Annotated in this window: 26 protein-coding genes; 14 read left to right on the top strand and 12 right to left on the bottom strand. The window is 61.4% G+C overall.

The features are described 5' to 3' along the window. Window positions 1-99 precede the first annotated feature (99 nt). A complete protein-coding gene (locus ACODS1_RS20535; RefSeq protein ID WP_489087119.1) occupies window positions 100-1,203 on the top strand; it encodes a PIN domain-containing protein in 1,104 nt (367 codons plus the stop codon). A 262-nt stretch (window positions 1,204-1,465) separates the two neighbouring features. On the opposite strand, the gene ACODS1_RS20530 is transcribed toward ACODS1_RS20535, so the two are convergent. From ACODS1_RS20530 to ACODS1_RS20520, 3 genes are all read right to left on the bottom strand, one after another. Then, complete coding sequence (locus ACODS1_RS20530) at window positions 1,466-1,699, bottom strand: anti-sigma factor family protein (protein ID WP_041977963.1); 234 nt, start codon at window positions 1,697-1,699, stop codon at window positions 1,466-1,468. Further along, window positions 1,693-2,295 (bottom strand): RNA polymerase sigma factor, encoded by a 603-nt coding sequence (locus ACODS1_RS20525; protein WP_275859862.1) that lies wholly within the window; start codon window positions 2,293-2,295, stop codon window positions 1,693-1,695. Before ACODS1_RS20525 ends, ACODS1_RS20530 begins: the two co-directional genes overlap by 7 nt. A 72-nt stretch (window positions 2,296-2,367) precedes the next feature. Continuing rightward, entirely contained in the window at window positions 2,368-3,489 is a 1,122-nt protein-coding gene (locus tag ACODS1_RS20520) for a beta-ketoacyl-ACP synthase III (RefSeq protein WP_489087118.1), read from the bottom strand. Between the two features lie 239 nt (window positions 3,490-3,728). On the opposite strand from ACODS1_RS20520, the gene ACODS1_RS20515 reads away from it, so the two are divergent. Next, complete coding sequence (locus ACODS1_RS20515; RefSeq protein ID WP_489087117.1) at window positions 3,729-5,339, top strand: FMN-binding glutamate synthase family protein; 1,611 nt, start codon at window positions 3,729-3,731, stop codon at window positions 5,337-5,339. Window positions 5,340-5,491: 152 nt separating this feature from the next. Next, complete coding sequence (locus ACODS1_RS20510) at window positions 5,492-6,229, top strand: substrate-binding periplasmic protein (protein ID WP_489087116.1); 738 nt, start codon at window positions 5,492-5,494, stop codon at window positions 6,227-6,229. Here the strand turns inward: ACODS1_RS20510 and aguA are convergent. The 4 genes from aguA to pnuC all read right to left on the bottom strand — a co-directional run bounded on the left by aguA (window position 6,226) and on the right by pnuC (window position 9,996). Continuing rightward, complete coding sequence (gene aguA, locus ACODS1_RS20505; protein WP_489087115.1) at window positions 6,226-7,335, bottom strand: agmatine deiminase; 1,110 nt, start codon at window positions 7,333-7,335, stop codon at window positions 6,226-6,228. The two genes, ACODS1_RS20510 and aguA, sit on opposite strands and share 4 nt — an antisense overlap. Window positions 7,336-7,432: 97 nt before the next feature. Continuing rightward, the gene (locus ACODS1_RS20500; protein WP_489087134.1) at window positions 7,433-8,320 is read right to left on the bottom strand and encodes a LysR substrate-binding domain-containing protein; all 888 of its coding nucleotides are present in this window, start codon (window positions 8,318-8,320) and stop codon (window positions 7,433-7,435) included. 76 nt (window positions 8,321-8,396) lie between these two features. Continuing rightward, window positions 8,397-9,428, bottom strand: a complete 1,032-nt coding sequence (locus ACODS1_RS20495) for an AAA family ATPase (RefSeq protein ID WP_489087114.1) — start codon at window positions 9,426-9,428, stop codon at window positions 8,397-8,399. A 1-nt stretch (window position 9,429) separates the two neighbouring features. Continuing rightward, window positions 9,430-9,996, bottom strand: coding sequence for a nicotinamide riboside transporter PnuC (gene pnuC / locus ACODS1_RS20490; RefSeq protein WP_489087113.1), 567 nt, complete (start codon window positions 9,994-9,996; stop codon window positions 9,430-9,432). A gap of 141 nt (window positions 9,997-10,137) precedes the next feature. On the opposite strand from pnuC, the gene ACODS1_RS20485 reads away from it, so the two are divergent. From ACODS1_RS20485 to ACODS1_RS20465, 5 genes are all read left to right on the top strand, one after another. Continuing rightward, on the top strand, window positions 10,138-10,890 hold the full coding sequence (locus ACODS1_RS20485; RefSeq protein WP_489087112.1) for a tetratricopeptide repeat protein: 753 nt from the start codon (window positions 10,138-10,140) through the stop codon (window positions 10,888-10,890). 145 nt (window positions 10,891-11,035) lie between these two features. Further along, a complete protein-coding gene (locus ACODS1_RS20480) occupies window positions 11,036-12,430 on the top strand; it encodes a hypothetical protein (protein WP_489087111.1) in 1,395 nt (464 codons plus the stop codon). Between the two features lie 2 nt (window positions 12,431-12,432). Continuing rightward, window positions 12,433-12,909 (top strand): DUF2247 family protein, encoded by a 477-nt coding sequence (locus ACODS1_RS20475; RefSeq protein WP_489087110.1) that lies wholly within the window; start codon window positions 12,433-12,435, stop codon window positions 12,907-12,909. 56 nt (window positions 12,910-12,965) lie between these two features. Then, entirely contained in the window at window positions 12,966-13,418 is a 453-nt protein-coding gene (locus ACODS1_RS20470; protein WP_489087109.1) for a hypothetical protein, read from the top strand. Between the two features lie 13 nt (window positions 13,419-13,431). Further along, window positions 13,432-13,836 carry a hypothetical protein gene (locus ACODS1_RS20465; RefSeq protein WP_489087108.1) on the top strand — a complete coding sequence of 135 codons (405 nt, stop codon included), beginning with the start codon at window positions 13,432-13,434 and terminating at the stop codon, window positions 13,834-13,836. A 7-nt stretch (window positions 13,837-13,843) separates the two neighbouring features. On the opposite strand, the gene ACODS1_RS20460 is transcribed toward ACODS1_RS20465, so the two are convergent. Next, window positions 13,844-15,136, bottom strand: coding sequence for an FAD-dependent oxidoreductase (locus tag ACODS1_RS20460; RefSeq protein WP_489087107.1), 1,293 nt, complete (start codon window positions 15,134-15,136; stop codon window positions 13,844-13,846). 62 nt (window positions 15,137-15,198) lie between these two features. Continuing rightward, window positions 15,199-15,633 carry a 3-isopropylmalate dehydratase gene (locus ACODS1_RS20455; RefSeq protein WP_489087106.1) on the bottom strand — a complete coding sequence of 145 codons (435 nt, stop codon included), beginning with the start codon at window positions 15,631-15,633 and terminating at the stop codon, window positions 15,199-15,201. 191 nt (window positions 15,634-15,824) lie between these two features. Here ACODS1_RS20455 and ACODS1_RS20450 point away from each other — a divergent pair, with 191 nt between their 5' ends. Then, window positions 15,825-16,091: a DUF2790 domain-containing protein gene (locus ACODS1_RS20450; protein WP_322979297.1), complete on the top strand. Its 267-nt coding sequence runs from the start codon at window positions 15,825-15,827 to the stop codon at window positions 16,089-16,091. 39 nt (window positions 16,092-16,130) lie between these two features. On the opposite strand, the gene ACODS1_RS20445 is transcribed toward ACODS1_RS20450, so the two are convergent. Further along, window positions 16,131-16,568, bottom strand: coding sequence for an HIT family protein (locus ACODS1_RS20445; protein WP_489087105.1), 438 nt, complete (start codon window positions 16,566-16,568; stop codon window positions 16,131-16,133). Window positions 16,569-16,684: 116 nt separating this feature from the next. Between ACODS1_RS20445 and ACODS1_RS20440 the strand changes: the two genes are divergently transcribed. From ACODS1_RS20440 to ACODS1_RS20425, 4 genes are all read left to right on the top strand, one after another. Continuing rightward, window positions 16,685-17,386, top strand: a complete 702-nt coding sequence (locus ACODS1_RS20440) for a glutathione S-transferase N-terminal domain-containing protein (RefSeq protein WP_489087104.1) — start codon at window positions 16,685-16,687, stop codon at window positions 17,384-17,386. 147 nt (window positions 17,387-17,533) lie between these two features. Then, window positions 17,534-18,733, top strand: coding sequence for an MFS transporter (locus tag ACODS1_RS20435; RefSeq protein ID WP_322979300.1), 1,200 nt, complete (start codon window positions 17,534-17,536; stop codon window positions 18,731-18,733). 65 nt (window positions 18,734-18,798) lie between these two features. Next, complete coding sequence (locus tag ACODS1_RS20430) at window positions 18,799-19,356, top strand: COG3904 family protein (RefSeq protein WP_489087103.1); 558 nt, start codon at window positions 18,799-18,801, stop codon at window positions 19,354-19,356. 223 nt (window positions 19,357-19,579) lie between these two features. Beyond that, on the top strand, window positions 19,580-20,038 hold the full coding sequence (locus ACODS1_RS20425) for a DUF2846 domain-containing protein (protein WP_322979302.1): 459 nt from the start codon (window positions 19,580-19,582) through the stop codon (window positions 20,036-20,038). A 52-nt stretch (window positions 20,039-20,090) separates the two neighbouring features. On the opposite strand, the gene ACODS1_RS20420 is transcribed toward ACODS1_RS20425, so the two are convergent. Further along, window positions 20,091-21,392, bottom strand: coding sequence for an SLC13 family permease (locus ACODS1_RS20420; protein ID WP_489087102.1), 1,302 nt, complete (start codon window positions 21,390-21,392; stop codon window positions 20,091-20,093). Window positions 21,393-21,438: 46 nt separating this feature from the next. Continuing rightward, window positions 21,439-22,263 (bottom strand): amidohydrolase family protein, encoded by an 825-nt coding sequence (locus tag ACODS1_RS20415; RefSeq protein ID WP_489087101.1) that lies wholly within the window; start codon window positions 22,261-22,263, stop codon window positions 21,439-21,441. A gap of 171 nt (window positions 22,264-22,434) precedes the next feature. On the opposite strand from ACODS1_RS20415, the gene ACODS1_RS20410 reads away from it, so the two are divergent. Then, window positions 22,435-23,172, top strand: a complete 738-nt coding sequence (locus tag ACODS1_RS20410) for a GntR family transcriptional regulator (protein WP_489087100.1) — start codon at window positions 22,435-22,437, stop codon at window positions 23,170-23,172. The last annotated feature ends 63 nt before the right edge of the window (window positions 23,173-23,235 follow it).

Here is a 23,235-nt window from a genome sequence, read left to right as displayed (position 1 = left end):
CCAGTCTAAAAATAAATCTGTCCCCTTTTCGCCACACTGGGACGGGCTAAAGTCTGCCCTTAACCGTACGTTGCAACATTAAAAATTAAGCCCGGAACAATGATAAAATACTTAATACTAGACACAAACATATTATATAAAGATTATGACTTTAGGAGCAACGACCTCAGGAAGTTAATAAAGCTTTGTAGTTTATATCAAGTGAAAGTTTGTATACCCCAAATAGTTATCGATGAATGCCTAGGACAGTATCGCAAGGAGTTTAAAAAAGCTTTAGATAGTTTCAACATTAGCTGCAACAATATATCTAGAATTCTTGGAGACAAATATATAAATAAATTCCCAGTGGAAGATTTTAAAAAATTCGTCACTCAGAGAGAGAATTTATATCCAGCAACTTTTAAAAAATTCATCAAAGACAAATCGATTGAGGTAATGCCATATTGCGATATTTCTCATCAAGATATAGTGAACAGAATGTACAATTCCAAACATCCTTTCCCTGACAAGGATATGGAAGTGGGATATAAAGACTATCTCATAGTAAAGTCTATTTTAGAACACATCAAAGACAACGATGCAATTATATATACAAAAAATATCAAGGATTTCTCAAAAGACCTTAACGACAAGGAGATCAATAAACTTCACCCTGATTATGATGCAGCCAATTGTCTTGTTTCTAGTAGCCTGCCATCAATAATACAAAAATTATACGATGGAAATACATCATTTAGAACATATAAATTAGACAATGAAGAATTAGAAGATTTCATTGACAAAATCACAGCCAGCATGATTGATGACATCTTATTTAAACACGATTTATATGGAGAGTTGAGCTTTGAGCCCGAGATTTATCGAGACACAATATACAGCCAATTAGTTAATGACCCAACAATAGAACACGATGATGACCTTAATACATTTACTATATCAGGCAAGATAAAGATTCAATTTTATTGCAAATTTCAAATGAACAATTACGAATTTGATTTATATGATGATGAATTTTATTTCCACAAGCTTGTTAGCGATTTAATTAACAAGAAAGACCGTAAGCCAGATAGTGAGTGGCAGTACATATTTCACGACGTGTTTTATAGTGAAATATTTGAATTTAACTATGACTTATTCGACGCACCTAAAAAGCCACTTTCCACATATGATGAACATGCATTATCTATATATCGCGCCGAATAAATGACATAAAAATGCCTATATGGACTCCCCCCACAAGTAGTGAGCAAAGCGTTGCTTTTTCACCTGACGTCAGCGCGTTTGCATTCGTATATCCGACCTATTTGAGAAAAAGGGGACTGAGAAAAAGGGGACAGATTTATTTATGGCACAACAAGCAGCCCAAACAACCACCGCAAACGGTGGATGAAAAAAGCGTCGGCTACGCGCCCCGATCCACCCTACGCGTGAGGACGCAACCAAGCCCTCCAATCATGGACGCCGTTCACCCCTGATTACGCCGATCCTGCGCCAAGCGCTCGGCCAGGGCATCGAGTTCGGGCAACTCCTCATCTGGCATCTGTCGGATCACTGCCTGGGTCAGTTTCATCTGGCGGATAAAACGTCGGCAGTTGCCGCACATGGCCAGGTGCGCGCGTACGGCCAAGCGCTGGCGTAGCGTCAGTTGGCCATCGAGATAATCGCTGGAGTGAGCGACCAGTTCCTTGCAGGTCAGCATTGGCCTGTCTCCTCGAAATGTTCCAGGGTGGCGAAGACTTTCAGGCGTGCCCGGTGCAGCAGCACACGGGCATTGGAGAGGGAGATGTCGAGAAGATTACAGATCGCCTCCAGCTCCAGGCCCTGGCGTTCGCGCAGCACCAGCACGCTGGCCTGCAGTTCGGACAGGCTGGCCAGGGTGTGCTCCAGGCATTGGCGCAGTTCGTCTTCGGTGAGCAGCGCTTCGGGGCTGTCCTGGTGCCAGGCATGCGGCGCCAGCAGCCAGTGGCCGTCATCGGCGAAACGCTCGTCACCCACCGTGCCGTGGGGCGCGGCCAGGTCGTCGAGCAGTACTTCGCGGCGGTTGTGCTTGAGACGGGTCTTGGCGGTGTTGGCGGTGATGGTCAGCAGCCAGGTCTTGAGGCTGGCACGCTCCTGAAAGCCCGCCAGGCTGCGCACCACGGCGAGCCAGGCATCCTGCACCACTTCATCGGCGTGGCGGCTGCCGACGATGGCATAGGCCACTGCGCGCATCGCGCCCTGATAACGCGCGACCAGCTCGCGGTAGGCCTTCTGCTCACCGGCGAGCAGGCGGCCCAAGAGATCGGAATCGGACATAGCACTCCCATAGGTGATGCCTGCGCACAGGTGTGAACACTCCCGTGCGCCTCAGGCATACCTACAGAGAGTTCAACGCTTGCGCAAAATTACACTGCCGATCGAATAACCGGCACCAAAGGAGCTTAGAACACCCAGGCTGCCCGCCGGCAGGTCGTCCTGGTTCTTGTGCAGGGCGATCACCGAGCCGGCCGAGCTGGTGTTGGCGTAGGTGTCGAGGATCACCGGCGCCTCGTGCGGCTCGGCGTCACGACCCAACAGCTTACGCGTGATCAGCAGGTTCATGTTGAGGTTGGCCTGGTGCAGCCAGAAGCGCTTGACGTCGCTGACGTTGAGCTGGTTTTCCGCCAGGTGCGCGGCGATCACCTCGGCGACCATCGGGCAAACCTCTTTGAACACCTTGCGACCTTCCTGCATGAACAGTTTGTCGCGCGCGCCCACGCCCTCTTCCGCCGCGCGGTTGAGGAAGCCGAAGTTGTTGCGGATGTTGTTGGAGAACTGGGTCAGCAGCTTGGTGCCGACCACGTCGAACTGGTGCTGGGAGGTGGCCAGGTCAGCACGTTCGATGATCACCGCCGTGGCGGCGTCGCCGAAGATGAAGTGGCTGTCGCGGTCACGGAAGTTGAGGTGGCCGGTGCAGATTTCCGGGTTGACCATGAGGATGGCGCGGGCCTGGCCGGTCTGGATCGCGGTGGTCGCGGCCTGGATGCCGAAGGTGGCCGAGGAGCAGGCCACGTTCATGTCGTAACCCCAGCCCTGGATGCCCAGCGCGGCCTGCACTTCGATGGCCACCGCCGGATAGGCGCGCTGCAGGTTCGAGCAGGCGACGATCACCCCGTCGATATCGGCGACGGTCTTGCCGGCACGCTCCAGCGCCTGCTTGGCGGCGCCAACGGCCATCTCGCAGAGGATGCCCCACTGCTCGTTATCGCGTTCTGGAATGCGCGGCACCATGCGCTGCGGATCAAGGATGCCGGCCTTGTCGATGACGAAGCGGCTCTTGATGCCCGACGCTTTCTCGATGAAGGCCGTGCTGGATTCGCTCAGCGCCTCGATCTCGCCACGGGCTATGGCCTCGGCATTGTCGGCGTTGAACTGCTGTACGTAGGCATTGAAGGATGCCACCAGCTCGTCGTTGGAAATGCTGTTGGCCGGGGTATACAGGCCGGTACCACTGATCACGACGTTATGCACGGTCATTCCTCTTCTCGGCCGCTGGCGGCCTCAGGCAGTAGGCCGGCGACAGGCGCGCAGGCCGGAAATCGGGGGAGATGCGGGCGAAGCTCTGACGACGGTTTCGCTCCGAGTCACGGAGTGTGCCACAGGGCAAAGCCATTCGTCCTCAGCCCGTGAGAGTGTCTGAACGGCCACAACATGACCGTTTATAGCCAACTGGTCTAACATGCACGTTGACCCGTGATCCAGGAGCCTGCATGAACCTCTCTTTACTGAGCCGCTACGCCTTCTTCGCCCTCTGCGTACTGTTCACGCTGGCTAGCCTGCCCTTTCTGCATCACGAATGGTTGTGGCCGTTCACGCTGCTCACCGGCGTGCTCAGCCTGATCGGTATCGGTGATCTGCTGCAAACCCGCCATGCCGTACGGCGCAACTACCCGATCCTCGGCAATATCCGTTATCTGGTCGAGGGCATCCGCCCGGAGATCCGCCAGTACCTGCTCGAAGGCGATGCCGAACAGCTGCCCTTCTCCCGCGCGCAGCGCTCGCTGGTCTATGCTCGCGCCAAGAATGAAGGCGCCGACAAACCCTTCGGTACCCTGAGCGACGTTTACCAGAACGGCTTCGAGTTCATCAGCCACTCGATGCGCCCGGCGCCGCTCACCGATCCGTGCAGCTTTCGCGTGGAGATCGGCGGGCCACAGTGCAGCCAGCCGTACTCGGCCTCGCTGTTCAATATCTCGGCGATGAGCTTCGGCTCGCTCAGCGCCAATGCCATTCGTGCGCTGAACGAGGGCGCCAAGCTCGGCGAGTTCTACCACGACACCGGCGAAGGCAGCATCAGCCCCTACCACCGCGAGCACGGTGGCGATCTGGTCTGGGAGCTGGGCAGCGGCTACTTCGGCTGCCGTACCTCGGACGGTCGCTTCGACCCCGAGCGTTTCACCGCGCAGGCCACCAGCCCGCAAGTGAAGATGATCGAAATCAAGCTCAGCCAGGGCGCCAAGCCGGGTCACGGCGGCATCCTGCCCAAGCACAAGATCACCGAGGAAATCGCCAGCACCCGTGGCGTGCCGATGGGCGAGGATTGCGTCTCGCCGTCACGCCACAGCGCCTTCTCAACGCCGACCGAGCTGCTGCAGTTCATCGCTCAACTGCGCGAGCTGTCCGGTGGCAAGCCGGTCGGCTTCAAGTTCTGCCTGGGTCATCCGTGGGAGTTCATGGGCATCGTCAAGGCCATGCTGCAGACCGGCATCCTCCCGGACTTCATCGTCGTCGACGGTAAGGAAGGCGGCACCGGCGCGGCGCCGCTGGAGTTCACCGATCACCTCGGCGTACCGCTGCGCGAGGGTCTGCTGTTCGTGCACAACACCCTGGTCGGCAGCAATCTGCGCGACAAGATCAAGCTCGGCGCCAGCGGCAAGATCGTCAGTGCCTTCGACATCGCCCGCGTACTGGCCATCGGCGCCGACTGGGCCAACTCGGCGCGCGGCTTCATGTTCGCCATCGGCTGCATCCAGTCGCAGTCGTGCCACACCAACAAGTGCCCGACCGGCGTGGCGACGCAAGACCCGCTGCGCCAGCGCGCCCTGGTGGTCGAGGACAAGGCGCAGCGCGTCTACAACTTCCACCGCAACACGCTCAAGGCGCTGGCCGAAATGCTCGCCGCCGCCGGCCTCGACCATCCTTCGCAGATCGACGCCAAGCACCTGGTGCAGCGCCTGTCGGCGACCGAGATCAAGCTGTTCGCCCAGCAGCACGTCTTCCTCCAGCCGGGTGAATTGCTCAGTGGCCAGATCGGCGGCGAGTTCTATCAACGCATGTGGCAGATGGCGCGCGCCGACAGCTTCGAGCCGGCTTCGGCCTGAACCTGGGCAGCGCCGGCTCACCGACCTTCGCCTGGCATCTTGAGCGGCGCACGAAAGCGTGACACCTTCGCCCGTGCGCCTGGCAGTAGAGGAGTCGCCATGCTTACCCCACGCTGCACGACATCATCGCTCGGCCGGTCATCGCACCCCGCATGAGTACATCGTCCCTTTGTCGCCTGGGCGCTCTGCTGGCCTGTCTGTTCAGTTCGCTGACCCAGGCCGAGCAGCCGGCGCTGCGTTTCGCCGTCACCGAAAGCACCGCCATGCCGATGATGCAGATCGAGCATGGCGAAGCGGTGGGCGGCATTCTCTACGACCTGCAAGCGCGCCTGGCGCAGAAAGTCGGGCGCGAAGCCAGGATGCTGGTGCGGCCCCGCCTGCGTGTGCAGAGCATGATGATGCACGGCGAGATCGACGTGCGTTGCAACGTCAGCCCAGCCTGGCTGATCAGCGGGCATCACCAGTACATCTGGAGCCTGCCGTTCATGTTCCAGCGCGACGTGCTGGTGACCCGTGCCGACGTACAGCATCGCGAGCCCAAGGCCGGCGAGCGGATCGGTACCGTGCTCGGCTTCGGCTACGCCGCGCTGGAGGGGCGCTTTCTCAGCGGCGACCTGCTGCGCGAAGACGTGCGCACCCAGGCTCAGGTGCTGGAGAAGCTCGCCGCCCGGCGCTATGACTTCGCCGTCGCCAACCAGCTGACCCTGGACTGGTTCAACCGCCACCTCGCCCCGGACAAGCGCCTGGTGCGAGTCGCCGAGATTGGTAGAGACCCATTGGCCTGCATCGTCCGCGACGAAGCGGACGTACCGACCCAAGCCCTGCTCCGGGCCATGGTGCAGATGAAAGAGGATGGCGAGCTCGACGCCATCCTCGCACGCTATCGCTAAACCCTGGGCGCCGCGTACTGCGGCAGCGTAATACAGCCGACATTGCCACCGCCGAGCAGCAGCTCACGCGAGCGCTCGATGCCGATGATGCGATGCTGTGGGAACAGCTCGGCCAGCACCGCCTGGGCCGCGCGGTCGTTGGGGTCGTCGAACAGCGGCATGACGATTGCCGAGTTGCCGGTGTAGAAGTTGATATAGGACGCGCAGATCAGCGTGCCCGCCTGGCGCGCCATACTGCCATCCACCGCATCGAGCCCCTCGGCCTCCTCCGCAGTCCACTCCAGCACACGTGGTTGCGGCAGCTTGTGTACTTCCAGCGCGCGGCCACGGGCATCGCGGGCACTGCGCAGCACGTCGTAGGCCTCCTGGTAAATTTCCCACTGCGGGTCGCTGCGGTCGTCCGTCCACTGCATCACCACCACGCCCGGCCGTACGAAACAGGCCAGGTCGTCGATGTGCCCGTCGGTTTCGTCGAACTTGCAGCCACGTGGCAGCCAGATGATTTGCTCGGCGCCCAGGTAATCGGTCAGGCGCCGGGTGACCTCGGCCTTGCCCAGGTGGCCATTGCGATTGCGGTTGAGCACGCACTGCTCGGTACTCAGCAAGGTGCCCTGGCCATCGCTGCGGATGCTGCCCATCTCGGCGATCAGCGAGGCGCGGTAGCGGTCGCACTCTTCCAGTTCGAGAATCTTCTGCGCGATCTGGTCGTCCTTGTCCCAGGGAAAATACAGCCCGCCATCGAAGCCGCCATAGGCGTTGAACTGAAAATCCACGCCGCGCACTTCACCGGTGGCGTCGTTGACCAGGAAGGCCGGGCCGCTGTCGCGGAACCAGGTGTCGTTGCAGCTCATCTCCACCACCCGTACCTGCGCTGGCAGGCGGCTGCGGGCATTGGCGTACTGCGCAGCCGACGCGCAGACGGTAACCGGCTCGCTGCTGGCGATGGCGCTGACCACGTCCACCCAGACCTGCTGCGCCGGCTTGCCGCCGTTGCGCCACACGTCCGGGCGCTCCGGCCAGCCCAGCCAGCAGCGGCGCTTGGGCTCGAACTCGCCGGGCAGGCGAAAGCCATCGGCCTTGGGGGATGAAGTCAGGGTACGGGCCATCTCGCGGCTCCTCGTCGGTGGCTGGAATCGGCCCAGACACTACCCGCGCGGCACGCTCGCGACCAATGAGGTTTATCGCGGAACCCTTGAATTCAATTCACAGGTCGACCAGCTGATCGGTGAACCACTCGATGAAACCGGCCACCGCCGGCTTGTCCAGGCGCAGCCGTTCGCAGACCAACGCGTACTGCCCCAGCGCCGGCACCTGGGCAGCGAAAGGCCGCACTAGGCGACCGCTGGCCAGATCCTCGCCACTGGTGAGGTTGTCGCCGATGGCCACGCCCTGGCCACGCGCAGCGGCTTCCATGGTCAGGCCGGCATGCCCCAGATAGAGATGCCGCGTGGGGCGGATGTCGCCGGCATGGGTGGTCAGCCAGGCCGTCCAGGTCTTGCCGTCCTGATCGTCGTGCAGCAGGCAGTGGCGCGCGAGGTCACGCGGGTGCTTGAGCGGCGACTGGTTGAACAGGCCAGGGCTGCACACCGGGAAGAATTGCAGGGTCGGCAACGGCCGCACGAAGTAGGCACTGGCATCGTCCGGGCCGGTGCCGTAGGTGATGGCGATGTCGATATCCGCCGCCGGCAGCGAGGCATCGAGCGGCTGCTCGTGCAGGTGCAGGGTGACCTGCGGATGGCGCTCGGCGAAATCGGCCAGGCGCGCCACCAACCACTTCTGCGCCAGCTCGGCGGTCACCGCGATACGCAACTGGGCTTGCGAGCCGGGGTCACGCAGCTCATCGCAGGCCTCGCCGATCAGTTCGAAGGCCTGCTGCAGACGACTTAGCAGCCGCCGCGCCTGGGGCGTTGGGCGCACCTGGCGGCCATCGCGTTCGAACAGGGCGCTGCCCAGCTGCTCTTCCAACTGGCGAATCTGGTGGCTGACGGCGCTGTCGGTAACGCACAGCTCGGCGGCGGCACGGCCGAAATGGGCATGCCGCGCGGCGGCTTCGAAGGTGCGCAGGGCGGTAAGCGAGGGCAGGCGGCGCATGGCGATCCCGGTTCGGTCTAAAACGCGCATGCTCGCCCAGCCTTGGGCGGCCAGCAAGCCTCGACTAACGTCCTGCCTATGGCCGGCTCAGAGTGCTCAGCACTTGCTGCACCCGCTGTTGCAGCGAACCGGTCAGCCAGGTGAATGGCAAGCCGCGTCGCGTCAGTTGCTGCTCGTACCACTGGTTCTGCCGACGACGAAAGGTCTCGTCCTGGCGGGTGCCGTCCTGCACGAAGGGGAAGTCGTCGGCGCACAGGAACAGGTGGTGATAGTGCCGCTCGGCCAACTGCTCCAGCTCGGCCTCGGCGCGACCGAACAGCTCGCGGCAATAGAACAGCGTGGTCAGGGGCGTGGTGTCGCAAACCAGATAGCGCCGGCACTGCCCGGCCAGCTCGCCTTCGCGCGCGACCTGAGTGCGACCGATGCGCAGCAGGTCGTCGTAACCGAGTACGCCGCCCTGCTCTTCCCACAGCTCGCGGCCGTACTCGGCGGCATGCCGCGTGCCCAGCGCCTCGGCGAGTGCCACGGCGAGGCTGCTTTTGCCGGTGGACTCGCCGCCGAGCAAGCCGATGCGCTCGACGAAGTCGGCATACACCGGCGGTGCCAGATACTCGCGCAGGCCATGGATATCGGCACGTAGACGCGTGCCGGACACCGGCACCTGCGTGCGCGCCCGGTCGATCTCGACGTGTTGCACAGGCCGCCCGAAGCACCGGCTCAGGTGCGCCGCGAAGCCCTCGCCATAGGCCTCGCTGGTGAATACCGCATCGACAGGCTGCCCCAATACCGCCAGGCAAAAATCGGCCACGAACTGGCGCTGCACGGCATCGGGCTCGGATTCATCGGGCAGATCAGGCAAGCGCATGCCTCGTTCGCGCTGCAGGGCAATCCACTCGGGCGTCACCACCCAACTGCGCAGCTCGGGAAAACGCATCCGTAGCCAGTTCGCCCGTCGCTCGGGCTCGCAGTCGGCACGCTCCGGGCATGACCAACTGAGCAGCACGAGCTGCTCGCACTGGGCCTGTGCCTGGCGGATCAGCCATTCATGCCCCAGATGCAGCGGGGCGAACTTGCCCACCACCAGGCCAATCGCAAAGCGTTTGCTCATTTCAGGCCGTCTGCAGATTCAGTTCTCGGCGCCAGCGGTACAGCCCGTACCAGGCATTGCACCAGAACAGCAGGTAGATGAAGGCCGTCAGGTACAGCTCGCGTGAGGCGAACAGTGGCACCGAGAGCGTATTCACCAGCAGCCAGCCGTGCCAGGTTTCCAGCTTGCGGCGCATCAGCAGCAGTTGCGCCAGCACACTGAAGGTCAGCACCAGGGAGTCGATGAAGGGCGCGTAGGCGTCGGTGAAATGATGCAACAAGGCGCCATAGGCCAACGCCACCAGCACGGCCAGAGCGCTCGCAGAGAGCCACTCCACGCCGGACAAACGGCTGATCGGCATGGGCTCGCCACCGCGTCCGCGTGCCCAGCTCCACCAGCCGATCAGGCTGGTGACCACGAAGAACCCTTGCAAGGTGACATCGGCATACAGCTGCACGCTGAAGAACAACCCGCCAAACAACACGCACCCGACCAGCCCGACCGCCCAGGTATGCACCGAATTACGCGCTGCCAGCAGCACCGAAGCCAGGTAGAAGAGGTTGGCGAGAATCTCCAGCGACGACGGCATGCACGCATCCTTATGGACATGGAATCAGCCGCGCAGCCTAGCACGTGACGCAGGCCACAACCGTGCATGCATCACCTGAACACAATAGGTGTTCCATGGTCTGATAAGCGCCCCTGACATTCCAAAGGACTGGATAGCCCCATGCCCCTGCTCGCCCTTCTCGTCATCGCTTGCCAAGTCACCTGTGGCCTTCACGTGGTTCGCTCCGGCCAGGAGCGCTACTGGCTCTACCTGATCATCGCCCTGCCCGGTCTGGGCTGCCTGATCTACTTCCTCGGCATCATGCTCCCCGATCTGCTCGGCAGCCGACGCGGGCGCCAGACCATCAACCGCCTGCACGACAGCCTCGACCCGCAGCGCCATTTGCGCGCCCTGCGCGACGAACTGGAGATTCGCGACACGCGCGAAACGCGCGTCAACCTGGCCGACGAGTTGCTGCGCCTGGGTCAGGCCGAAGAAGCCGCGACGCACTACCAGCTCGCTCTACGCGGACTCGACAGCGATGCGCCGGACATCCTCCTCGGCCTGGCCAAGGCGCGCTTCGCGACGGAGGACTACGCCGGCTGCCAGCAAACGCTCGACCGTTTGATCGCCAGGAATCCGGACTTTCGCTCGGCCGAAGGTCACCTGCTCTATGCCCGCGCCCTCGAAGCCCAGGGCAATGACCTCAAGGCCGAAGAGGAATACCAGGCGCTCAGCCGCTACTACGCTGGGCCAGAAGCGAACTACCGCTACGCCCTGCTGCTCAAGCGACTGGGCCGCCAGCGCGAAGCCGTCGAACTGCTGCAACAGATCCAGACCTATGCCCGCCGCTCGGCGCGCCACTACCGCACCCTGCACAAGGAGTGGCTGGATCTGAGCCAGAAAGCACTGCTCGAATTGCAGCGCGGCTGAATGGGCGCCCTTTTTTTGGCATCGTTCACAAAACGGCAAAGCCATGCCTCGGTGCGCAAGACTTTGCACATAGGTCATTGGTTAGCATCGGACGCTATCGGAGAACCATGCTGGCATTCGCCGGCTGCAGCAGGGATGCAACAAAATGAGCGGCTACGTTCCCAATAACCGCAACGAACGCCCGGCTCCCAAGCCCGAACCCTACAACAGCGAGTTCCACCGCCAGGCCCCGCGCCCGCTCGAAGGTGTGAGCGTGCAAAGATCCAATTGCCTGGTCGGGCTGCGTTTCGTCTGGGACAACGGTGAATGTCTCGGTGCCAACCTGCCCTACAGCCTTATGCCTGCCAGCGGCAATGCCTTGCGCGGTAGCCTGGATACCCGCGGCAGCCTGACCCAGACCATCCCCAGTGGTGAATACGAGGCGCAGTTGCTCCTCGACACGAATGTCGACGCCGATGTGTCCCGTGCTCGCACTGAACTCCAGGGCGTGCTGGATGAAATCCTTGCCGCAGAACGCGCTGAAGCGGCGAGGCTGCAAGCCATTCAGGATCAACGCAGCGCCGCCTCCAACTACCTGCATCGCAAGCTGGCCATGGGCAAGGGCTTCTTTCTCGGCGCCTGGGGGCTGCTGAAAACGGCCAAGGAATACAGCGATCTGGTCAACCCCTTCACCGTGTTCAGCAATACCCTGCGTAGTGCCTGGAAGGCTCAAGTCAGCAATGGGGAAAGCTGGCTGCTCACCTTCAGCCGCCAGTTCAACGCCGAACAACACCGCGAACTGGTCGAGGCACTGGGCTTCGACCCTAGCAGCATCACCCGCGAACAGTTGGCCGAAGCCTACGAGCTGGCCTGCTTCATCTACGAAGACGGCCCCAGCAAGGCCATGCTAGGCCGTTTCGCCGTCGACTACGCCAAGGCGCAGAACGTCGAGGAGGTCGCCGAGTTCAGCGGTGGTGCTCTATTCGAAATCGTACTTGCAGCTCTGCTGATCGCCTTCACCGGCGGTATCGGCCTGGCCGCACGCGGTGCTGCGTCGGTAAGCTACACCAGCAAGCTGGCCCGCCTGGGCAACGCACTGAAGCGCCTGAGCGCAGCGTTGAAGCGCGCAAGAATCAGACTTGGCGGCAGAGCGAAAGGGAGCGGGACTGGGGCACGGACGGTAGAAGTGGAACGACCGAAGGACGCCCCTATCTCGACCTTGACTCCACCTGCTGTAGCTTCACGAAAGCCCATTGTGATAGAGAACGACATACTGGGTAAGCAACGAACGGGAAGTGCTAAAAAAACGGATCCCATGCATAGCTTCAACGATTTAATCGATAACTATGCTGGCGACGCCCAAACATTTGAGATACCAACCAAAGGCCCTGGCGGCATCACTATCAGAACTTCTAGGCTTTACCAAATTGAAGGCAGCCTGAATGGCAAAGATGGCATATTCGAATGGATAGTTGATCAAAATCGCGTTACTCATAGACGCTTCATTCCCGGAGGGAAAATAACAGGTTTTCCCAACCAACCTCCAAGACCTAATAGCTAGTTATGAACAATCTATTTTCCGAACTCATTAAGCGCGACCTGCTTGACTGGCCAACATTGATAATTGGCTTGGATAAGGGCTGGGTAACCAAGAGCGAAATATCCGATTATGCGTTCAAGCTTCTATCCGAAGGCCAAGAAGATACGGATATATCCTTGTTGGCTGGCAGCGAATCGCTGACTGACGATGAGGTAAACGTTCTATTGATAACCCTCTGCAAGAAAGAGGGTGCCGACATCGCAATGGAGCAGACGGATACTCTTGAAAAATGGCGCTTAGCAAGCCTTGCAGCACTACAGCACTCATCGCTACCTGTGCAAGACAAGCTTGAACGCTTGCAAGAACTCTATGCAGAGTTCGGTTATCCAAACGACATGGCTTCGTGCAGTATTTATGCGCAAGACAATATTGACCCTCTTGAAGCATTGCAGGGTGTCGTTAGCAGTCTGGAGCAGCGCTTCGCTAAAGGGAGCCATTGATTCTTCCTCCCGAAAGCCGGAAAGTATCAAGACAACCCAAGGTAAGAACAAAACACGTGAGTAGTTACCAGCCGTTCAGCTTTATTGATTTCAAAAAAGACAATAAAGATCCAGCTATTTCTGGCATCGATTACGTGCACGCGGTATACGCCACCACACCACTACACTTCGACTTTCTTGTTCATTACGCACAACTCTTTTCACCCGAGATGACGGTGGTGGACGGGCGGGTATTCATCCGTGAGCTGTACGACGAGAACCGCCATCACGAACTCTTAGAAAGTACAGAGGATGCGGATCATGCCCAATATTGGATGAACCTGCTGGAAATCACAGGTCTGTTTGATGACTTGACGACAGAGCAGGCTATCGCCCTGGCTCGGATAATGTCGCAATCCTGGAACAATAAGCTACTCACGGAATATGGCAGCTCATACGGAGAAGCCCACTACACCTACGACGCCGATAGCGATGAGGTCTTCGTCACCATTGCCAGACAACCCTTGTAGAAGCGGAAGTGCGATGAATGGATCGATCATCTTTTTCATCGAGAAACGAATCCCAGAAGCGGATCTTCTCGCTCTGTTCAACGAGAAGCTATTGGCAGGGGTAGAGTCTCTGGAATATCCCAATGAAGTGGCTGCCGTTTTCCTTCAGCATCTCGATTACAACGTCGACTTCCAACAGAGCGCAATGCTTAGCTGGGCAGCCCAAGGGGTGGCCATCGATGACATTGGTCTTGCCCAGAGCCTTGCTGCCAGATTCTCCACGAAGATTATTCTTGAGTCCCAGAATATGAGTCTGCCCGATGGTTATGACTGGTGCCTGGTGACGGAAGAATGCCAGCTTTATGCCGTTGCTGTGGCGGAGTTGGATGATGGACTCGCTCTGCGCCCAGACATACCAAGCGTTCCGCTCAACAGCTAACGGTGCACTAGACCCGCGACACCTCTTCCCACGCCACCCGCTCCCCGGTCCACACATGGAGTTCGCGCCTCTGCGCTCCCGACCATAGCCAACCGTTACGCGCACCGACCAAGGTGCTGACCGCGTGTTGGCGGCCGAAACGGTTGTGCCGGGCGAGCAGCAGAGCAATATCGCGCATGACCGCCAATAGGTTGCTGTTGGACTGGAACAATGGCGTCAGCAAGCGGCTGGCCTGACGGTAGTAACGCAGGTGATCACGGCGCATATCGCCGTAATGAGCGAAGCGCGCATCCCAATCGAGAGACTGCGGCTCGGCGGCATCGCCGAGGGCATCGGCCAGCGCTGCCGCATCGACCAGGGCCATATTGGCGCCCTGCCCCAGTTGCGGGCTCATGGCGTGGGCGCAGTCGCCGATGGCCAGGACGCGGCCCTCGTGCCAGCGCTGCATGCGTACGTCGGCATAGGCAGCCAGCGTCAGTTGCGCCGGGTCGCGCAGTTGCTGCAGATAAGGCTCGGCAGCCTCGCCGGCGAGCGCTCTTACGCGCGCCTTCCAGGCCTCGAGTCCCGCTTCGCGGCAAGCGTCATGCTCACTCAGCGGCAGACTCCAGAACAGGCTGGTCAGGGCAGTATCACGGGCCTGGTGGGTGCTGCCGGTGGGCATCAGGCCGAACATTTCACGGCAGCCGCGATACCACTGGCGCAAATCGCGAGACTCACCGCCAGGCGGGGTCGGCAACATGCTCCACAGCGCACCCCAGGGGTAAGGCCGCGCCCATTGCCTGACCTGCATCTGCGCGCGCAGGGTCGAACGTGTGCCGTCGGCCAGAATCAGCGCGGCGAAGTCACCAATAGGCTGTTCATCGCCACTAGGGTCTTCGCGCCACAGGCAGATATGCGTGGGCGCCTGCTGAAAACGCGTCACCGCAACGCCGGTTTCTACCCGCACCCCAGCGCGTTGCGCCGCCTGCAACAGGGCGGTCATGAGTACGCCACGGTGAATGCCCAGACCAAAGCTGCCTGGCTGCCAGTGGTGATAACGGGTGTCGAGGATGACGCGGCCCTGGCAACTGGTGCCGTACAGACGGCTGACCGGTGCCCCCAAGGCCGTGCATTCGGCCAGCAGGCCAAGACGCTGCAGCACCGCCAGGCCGGATGGCTGCAGAAGAATCCCGGCGCCGACGGGCTGCAACTGCTCGACGCGTTCCAGCACACGAACGTTGTAGCCCTGGCGGGAGAGGAAAATGGCGCCGGCCAGCCCTGCAGTCCCTGCGCCCACGATTGCTATCGGTAATCCCTGCATCGTCCTACTCCTTTTCGATGCCGGGGATTCTATGCGAGGCGCGGGGCAGCATGCAGCAGGTATCAACGCTTGCCGGATTCATCCAGCAGGATATCGAAGCCGCCCTTGTTCTGGCTGACGATGCGCAGTTGCTGGGTCTCCCCGGCCTTGATCGGCACGACGACCTCGCGCAGCAGGCGCCCCATGCCACAGAGGGTGTCATCCATGCGATCCGGGGTGATGCCGACGATGCGCGTCCCCGGCGGCACCTCAAAGCGCGCCTCCTCGCCCACGCCAATGCGCGCAGCGACCTTGCGATCCACCTCGATAGCCACATAGCAGCCGCCGCCCATCAAGCCGAAATCACGGGTGACCACGATATGCGCGCCCCCTGTCTCGGCTGTCTGGAAGGCCAGCAAGCGATCCTCCGGCACCGGACGCACGTGCTCGGGATCGGCGCGAAACGAGGAACAACCCGCCAGCAACAACAGCGGTACAGCGAGAAGGAACGAACGCATGCAGCCCTCCGTGGGCATATCGGGTGTGCCCTGAGTATTAGCGCGAGTAATGCGTTGAGCAAGCGTCATCGATAGCAATGATGCCAACTAGCAGGCGCTTCGATTTCTGCCAGGCGCCAGGCGGTGGTTTCATCACTCCTGTCCCCCGCCGCACCACCTCAACCGCGGCTCAACCGATTGGAGCAACACAGATGAAAATCGCAACCCTGGTTTCCGCCGTCATTTCCAGCCTGGCACCCATGGCCTTCGCCGATGACACCGGCAAGGTCGGCCACGGCATCCCCGTGGAGAACTACCACTACGGCATGCAGCTGGATGTCGCCAGCGTGCTCGAACGCACCGACAACTCCGGCAAGAGTGGCGTGGTACCGAGCATCATGGTGTACCGCGACAGCCAGGGTGAGCTGCACAAAGTGCGTTTCCTCGAATGGGGCGGCAAGGCCAGCCAGAACGGCTGAGCCGAATGCAGCGGGCGCCCTGATGGGCGCCCGCTACGTTCAACCTTGCAGTCGTTTGCTCAGGCGCGCCTGAAGCTTCTCCAGCTCGGCGGGATCGGCCTTGTTGGCGGCGTGGATGCCGAGCCCCTCACCCTCGAAACGCGGAATCACATGCATATGGATATGGAACACCGTCTGCCCGGCTGGCGCCCCGTTGAACTGCGCCACCTGCACACCCGCTGGTTGCAGTTCGTCGACCAACGCCTGGGCGACCTTCTGCACCGTGGCCATGACCTTGGCCAGATTGTCCGTATCGATCTCGAGAATATTGCGTGCTGCTGCGCGCTTGGGGATCACCAGGCTATGGCCGTAGGACTGCGGAAACAGGTCGAGGAACGCCAGCACGTCCTCGTCCTCATAGATCTTGAAGCAGGGCAGTTCGCCACGAATGATCTTGGCGAAGATGTTGTCGGAATCGTATTGGCCGTTCAGGCTCATGAAGGCGCTCCCTCTGCGTGGTTCGAGGCAGGCAACATACCCCGGCCCAGCCCTTCATGGAAACCGGCACGACAGCTCGTTTCGTTCGCTCACCGAAAGACCACCGAGGAAATTCAATGACCGATCTCACCCGCTACCCCATCACCCACAAATGGCCGGCAACCGATCCCGAGCGCCTGCAGCTCTATTCACTGCCGACACCCAATGGGGTCAAGGTTTCGATCATGCTCGAGGAAACCGGCCTGGCCTACGAGCCGCATCTGGTCAGCTTCGAGCGCAACGAGCAGTTCAGCCCGGAATTTCTCTCGCTGACGCCGAACAACAAGATTCCCGCCATCCTTGACCCGAATGGGCCGGGCGGCCAGCCGCTGGCACTGTTCGAGTCCGGCGCCATCCTCGTTTACCTGGCGGAGAAGACCGGCCAGTTGCTCGCCGAAGATCCGGCGCAGCGCTACGAAACCCTGCAGTGGCTGATGTGGCAGATGGGCGGGGTCGGGCCGATGTTCGGCCAACTCGGCTTCTTCCATAAATTCGCCGGCGCCGAATACGAGGACAAGCGCCCGCGTGACCGCTACGTCGCCGAATCGGCGCGCCTGCTCGGCGTGCTCGACCAACGCCTACAGGGCCGCGACTGGATCATGGGCGACTACAGCATCGCCGACATCGCCGTGCTGCCCTGGGTGCGTTGCCTGGTGGACTTCTACAAGGCGGACGAATTGGTGCAGTTCGAGCGTTTCGGTAACGTGCGCCGTGTACTTGATGCCTTCCTCGCTCGCCCGGCGGTACAGCGTGGTCTGAACATTCCAGCGCGCGACTGAGCCTGCGCCCCCGTGCAGCCCTACGCATGACCTCGGCCTCGCCCGGCATGCCGATGAAAGGCCCGAGATAGAGCTGCTGCCAATACCCCAGTGAGGCGCTAGGAGAATATAATCCGGCGCCCCGCTCGCCCCAACCCAAGGTTATTCATGAGTCATCCCGCTTCCAGCGCCGCGCCGAGTCTGTCGCCTGGCGCGATCCTGCTCATTCAACTCGCCCTCGCCCTCGGCGGCTTCGCCATCGGCACCGGCGAGTTCGCCATCATGGGCCTGATGCCCAACGTCGCCGCCGACCTTGGCGTCAGCGAGCCGCAGGTCGGCCATGTGATCAGCGCCTACGCCCTCGGCGTGGTGGTCGGTGCACCGGTGCTGGCCCTGCTTGGCGCGCGCCTGCCACGGCGCATCCTGCTTCTGCTGCTGATGGGCTGCTTCGCCCTCGGTAACTTCGCCAGCGCCCTGGCGCCCAGCTACGAGCCGCTGCTGATCTTCCGCTTCATCGCCGGTTTGCCGCACGGCGCTTATTTCGGCATTGCCATGCTGGTGGCGGCGTCCATGGCGCCGCCGCACAAGCGTGCCAAGGCGGTCAGCCGGGTGCTGGCCGGCCTCACCGTGGCCATCCTGATCGGCAACCCGCTGGCCACCTGGCTCGGCCAGTTCATGAGTTGGCGCTACGCCTTCGCCCTGGTCGGTGTCATCGCCATCACCACCATCGCCATGGTGGCGATCTTCCTGCCGGCCGACCCCAACGAGGAGCGCAGCAGCCCCTCGGGCGAGCTGCGCGCCTTCAACCGCGCACCGATCTGGCTGGCCCTGGGCATCGGCTCGATTGGTTTTGCCGGGATGTTCTGCGTGTTCAGCTATATGGCGCCGACCCTGCTGCACGTCACCCAGGTCGGCCCCGGCTGGATCCCGCTGGCCATGGGCGTGTTCGGCGCCGGCTGCATCGTCGGCAACAGCGCCGGCGGCTGGCTGTTCGACCGCCTGCGCCTGCGTGCGGTGGCCTGGATCTTGGCCTGGAGCACACTGGTGCTGCTGGTCTTCCCCTTCGCCGCGCACAGCCTGTGGACGATCCTCCCGGCGATCTTCGCCCTCGGCACCATGATCGCCCTCGGCCCGGCGCTGCAGACCCATCTGATGGACGTCGCCACTGGCGCGCAAACCCTGGCGGCCGCCTCCAACCACGCTGCGTTCAACGTCGCCAACGCGCTTGGCCCCTGGCTCGGCGGCCTGGCGATCAGCGCTGGCATGGGCTGGACGGTGACCGGCTTTATCGGCGCGGCCACTGCAATCTGCGGCCTGGCGCTGTTCGCCTGGGCCTGGAGCGTACAGAAGAAAAACGGGCACATTTGAGGGATGCGAGACGGTGCGCGTGCAGGTATCTTCTGCCTCCCGAACCACCGTCATGAATCCCATCGATGATCGCCCGACTGCTGCGCTGCGCCCTGCTCGCTACTGCCCTGCTCACCTCCATCGACGCCCTGGCCAAGGTGGAGGTCGAAGCTCACGATGGCCTGCTGGCAGCCAAGGTGTCCGAGGAGATCGTGCCGGGCGATTACGAGGCACTGCTCAAGGCGCTGCGAGCCCACCCAGGCAAGTTCACGCGCAAGATCATGCTGCTCGACAGCATCGGCGGCAGTGTTCCCGAAGCCATGCGCATGGGGCGTCTGCTGCGTGAAACCGGCTTCGAGGCACTGGTGCCGTCCAACGGCCTGTGCCAAGGCAGCTGCATCTATCTGCTGGCAGCCGGCAGCACGCGCACGGTGAAAGGCGCCGTGGCGCTGCGTCGCCCGCCCTTCGCCAATGGCGACTCGGCATTGGCTCAGGCAGCCAGCACCCGCCTCGCGCTCAGCCCGGCCAACTACTTTCGCGAGATGGGCGTCGACGTCAGCTTGGCCGAGGCCATCTACCGCGTGCCGGAAGGCCGCCTGCAGTTGCTGAGCCGGGACGACCTGGCGCGTTATCGCTTGAAGTGAGGCGGCACTCTTGCCCGGCACCAGACAACGCGATATTGTCCGCCCCAGCATGGCAATGAGCCATCAGTGAAACGGAATTCGAGCATGCGCAGCGACGCGTAAAGGCAACCGCCTGACCTTCATGCAACGTCTCCTCCGTGACCTGATCACTCGCTACGGCTGGCAATCCAGACCAGTCTTTGCGCCGTGCCTGTTCACCACCCCCTCGACACTCGGAGTCATCATGCTGAAGAAACTGGCCCTGGCCGCCTTTGCCTCGTCGCTGCTCGTCGGCTGCGCCTCGGTTCCCATGGAAGACAAGGAAGCCTCGACCGAAGCCAAGCGCTTTGCATCCCCCGCAGCGGGCAATGCAGGCCTGTACATCTACCGCAACATGGGCGCCGGCAGTGCCCTGAAGAAAGACATCTGGGTCGACGATAAATGCATCGGCGAATCCGCACCGAAGATCTTCTTCTACGAGCAGGTCAAAGGCGACATGGAGCACAAGATCTCCACCGAATCCGAGTTCTCGCCCAACGATCTGCTGGTCAAGACCGAAAGCGGCAAGAACTACTTCATCAAGCAGTACATCAAGATGGGCGTATTCGTCGGAGGCGCCAACCTGGAACTGGTCGACGAGAAGGAAGGCAAAGAAGACATTGCGAAGCTGGAACTGGCGCGCAAAGGCACTTGCTCCAAATAAGCCGGAGCGCCAAGGCTGAGCCCCGACATCGAAAGATGCCGGGGCTTTTTCATTAGAAGAGGAAAGTCAGCGCCAGGTTGAACAGCATGGCGGCGACGAAGCCGATAGGCGCGGCGCGCAGCAGCAGTTGCGAGAACAGCGAGGCACGGGCCTTATCTTCCGTGCAGGAGCCCAGCAGCAGGCTGCCACCGGAGGAGAACGGCGAAATCGAGGTGGCTTGAGCACCCACCACGATGGCGACGAAGATGATCATCGGGTCGATCGACATCGAACTCGCCAGCGGCAACACCATCGGGAACAGCGCCGGCGTCACCACACCCAGGGTACTGGCGAAGATCGACATCAGTGCCGCGACCACACCGAAGGCCACCGGGATCATCACGGGCGGGATGTTGCCGCTGATCCAGGACGCCAGGGCATCGATGGTGCCGGCTTTGATCGCGACGGTAATCAGCATGCCGACCCCGCAGATCATGATCAACGTGGCCCAGGGCACGGAGGCAATGGCCTTGCGCTCGTCACCCAGCTTGAGCAGCAGCGCGATCACAGAGAACACACTGGCGATCAGGCCGATATCCACCTTGGCGTTGATGAATTTGACCGTGGCGTTATCCGGGAAGGCCAGCAGCGCCAGCGGTGCGGCCAGCACCAGCAGCATCATCAGCACGGTCAGCAGCAGAGTGAGTTTCTGCTCGCGGTTGAAGGCTTCCGGCAGGTCAGCGTTGAGTACCGCATTCTTCAGATTGCGGCCATGGCCACCTAGGAAGACGAACGCGGAAATCACCAGCACCGGAATGATCGCCGTGCTGGCGAAGATCGCCAGGGCATTGACGAAGGCTTCGCTCTCGGGCATCCCGGCGCTGGTCATCAGGCCACGGAAAATGATGCCGCTCTGGCTGGAGACGAAGTTGGCCCCGGCCAGTGCGCCGTAGTTCACTGCCATGCCGCCGAGGATCAGGCTCATGCCGGTACGCTGGCACAGCAGCAGGGTCAGCGGCGCCATGAAGGCCAGCACGGTGTAGTAACCGGCGCCCATGCCGGCGATCACACTGGCGGTGAAAAAGATCGCGTAGGGCAGCAGATGCGGCACACCCCGGCAGCGATACAGCAGATGGCCGGCGAGTTTCTCCAGGGTGCCGTTGACGGTGGCGAAGCTGTAGAACAGGCAGACCGAGAAGATCACGAAGAAGATCTTCAACGGCCACATGCCGATGATGTCACCCGGGCTCAGACCCATGCCGAAACAGCCCAGCAGGTAGGCGAAGGCGATGGCGAACAGACCGATGTTGATCTTGGTGGTGTAGCCCAAGGCAACCGCAAGAACGATCGCGCTGACGACGAGCAAGCTCATCATGATGGTTTGACTCCTTTTGTTGTTCTGATGTGAGCGACGGCCTCGCTTACGCGAAACCGAACAGGGTTGCGGGGTTGTCCACCAGAACGCGGCGGCGCTCCTCGGGGTTGGGCAGCAGGGCCTCGAGCAGCGCGAACTGCTGATCGTAGCCGGTCTGCGACTCGAACTGGGTATTGGGCCAATCGCTGCCCCAAACGAACCGCCCTACCCCGCCACAGGCCTCGCGCAGGCGCGCTTCGATGGCTTGGGCGCGGGCCAGATCGGACTGGCTGCGGTAGGCGGCGGACAGCTTGATCCACACCGGCGCCTGGCCGAGCAGATCGAAGAAGGCCGCATGCTGCGGGTCGTCCAGTTGCATGCTGGCAGCCGGCAGACCGAAGTGATCGATCACCACCGTCACTCCGGATTCGAGAATCGTCGGCACGATCAGCGCCAGGTCGTCGAAGCCGCGCTGGATCTCCACCTGCCAACCGCGCCGGGCCAGGCGCCGAAACAGGCCGTTCCAGGCGGGGCTGGCGTAATCCTCCAACGCCTTGCCGATCAGGTTCAGGCGCACGCCCACCACACCGGCAGCCGCCAACTCGTCCAGTTCGCCGTCGCTCACCTGCGCATCGACCACCGCCACGCCGCGCAGGCGCTGCGGGAAGCGACGCAGCGCCTCGATCATGTAGTGGTTGTCGGTGCCGAGAAAGCTCGGCTGGATCAGCACGCCGTGAGATAGGCCGCAACCGTCCAGATGAGCCAGGTACTGCTCCACCGTGGCGTCGTAGTCAGGGCTGTAGCGGCGGCCAGGCACCATCGGCAAGTCCTGCCGGAAGATGTGCGCATGGGTGTCGATGCCGGTGATAGCGGCATAAGGCAGGGACGTCACGAAGCGGTACCTCTGTCGAGTATTGTTCGAACCAGCCTGGAAAGCTGATCGACTCGCCAGGACATATAGTCATATATATGAATAGATGATATCTAACGACAGACACCGACTGCTGTCAACGCACGGCTCGGTGGTAAAGTGACGGCCGGTCGAAATCGGGATTGATGCGCTATGAGCCCCACCCCTCTGGGACAGGACGAGCGCCTGCCGCTGTATCAGCGGCTGCGCGATGAAATGCTGGCGAAAATTGCGGCAGGCGAATGGCTGCCAGGTGAGGCCATTCCCACCGAAGCGGAGCTGACGCGCCAGTACGGCGTTGCCGTCGGCACCGTACGCAAGGCGGTGGAGACCCTGGTCGCGGAAGGCCTGCTGCTACGTGCACAGGGCCGTGGTACCTTCGTGCGCCGGCCCAATTTCGATGGCTCGCTGTTTCGCTTCTTTCGTCAGGTCAGCGCCAGCGGCCAGCCACAGATTCCGCAGAGCCGCATTCTGGTCAGCCGTCTCGAACCTGCCACGGAAACCGCACGCGTAGCCCTGCAACTGCAGCCCGGCGAGCACTGCCTGTATCTGGAGCGGCTGCGGCTGATCGAAGGACGACCGATGTTTCACGAGCGCATCTGGCTACCGGCCTCGCGCTTCAGCGCCCTGCAGAGCATTGCGCCCGGTGACTTCCCGCCGCTGCTCTATCCCTTCTACGAACAGCAATGCGGCCAGCGCATCGCCTCGGCGCAGGAAACCCTGACTGTCGCCAGCGCCGATGAAACGCTGGCTGCGACCCTTGGCGTGGCCCTCGGCAGCCCGGTGGTGGTGATCGCCCGTACCGCGCTGGGCTACGACCGCACGCCACTGGAGTACCGGATGTCGCGCGCCGCTGCGGAGAACTTCCGTTATCAGGTGGAAATCAGCTAGCCAACGCATCGCCCAGACGCAAAACGCCCGGGCAAGCCCGGGCGTTCTGTGCTGCGAGATGTG

It is taken from the genome of Pseudomonas sp. FG29 (assembly GCF_057809355.1).
Note: the sequence above shows the minus strand (reverse complement) of the source record. Positions and strands in the feature narration are given on the sequence as shown.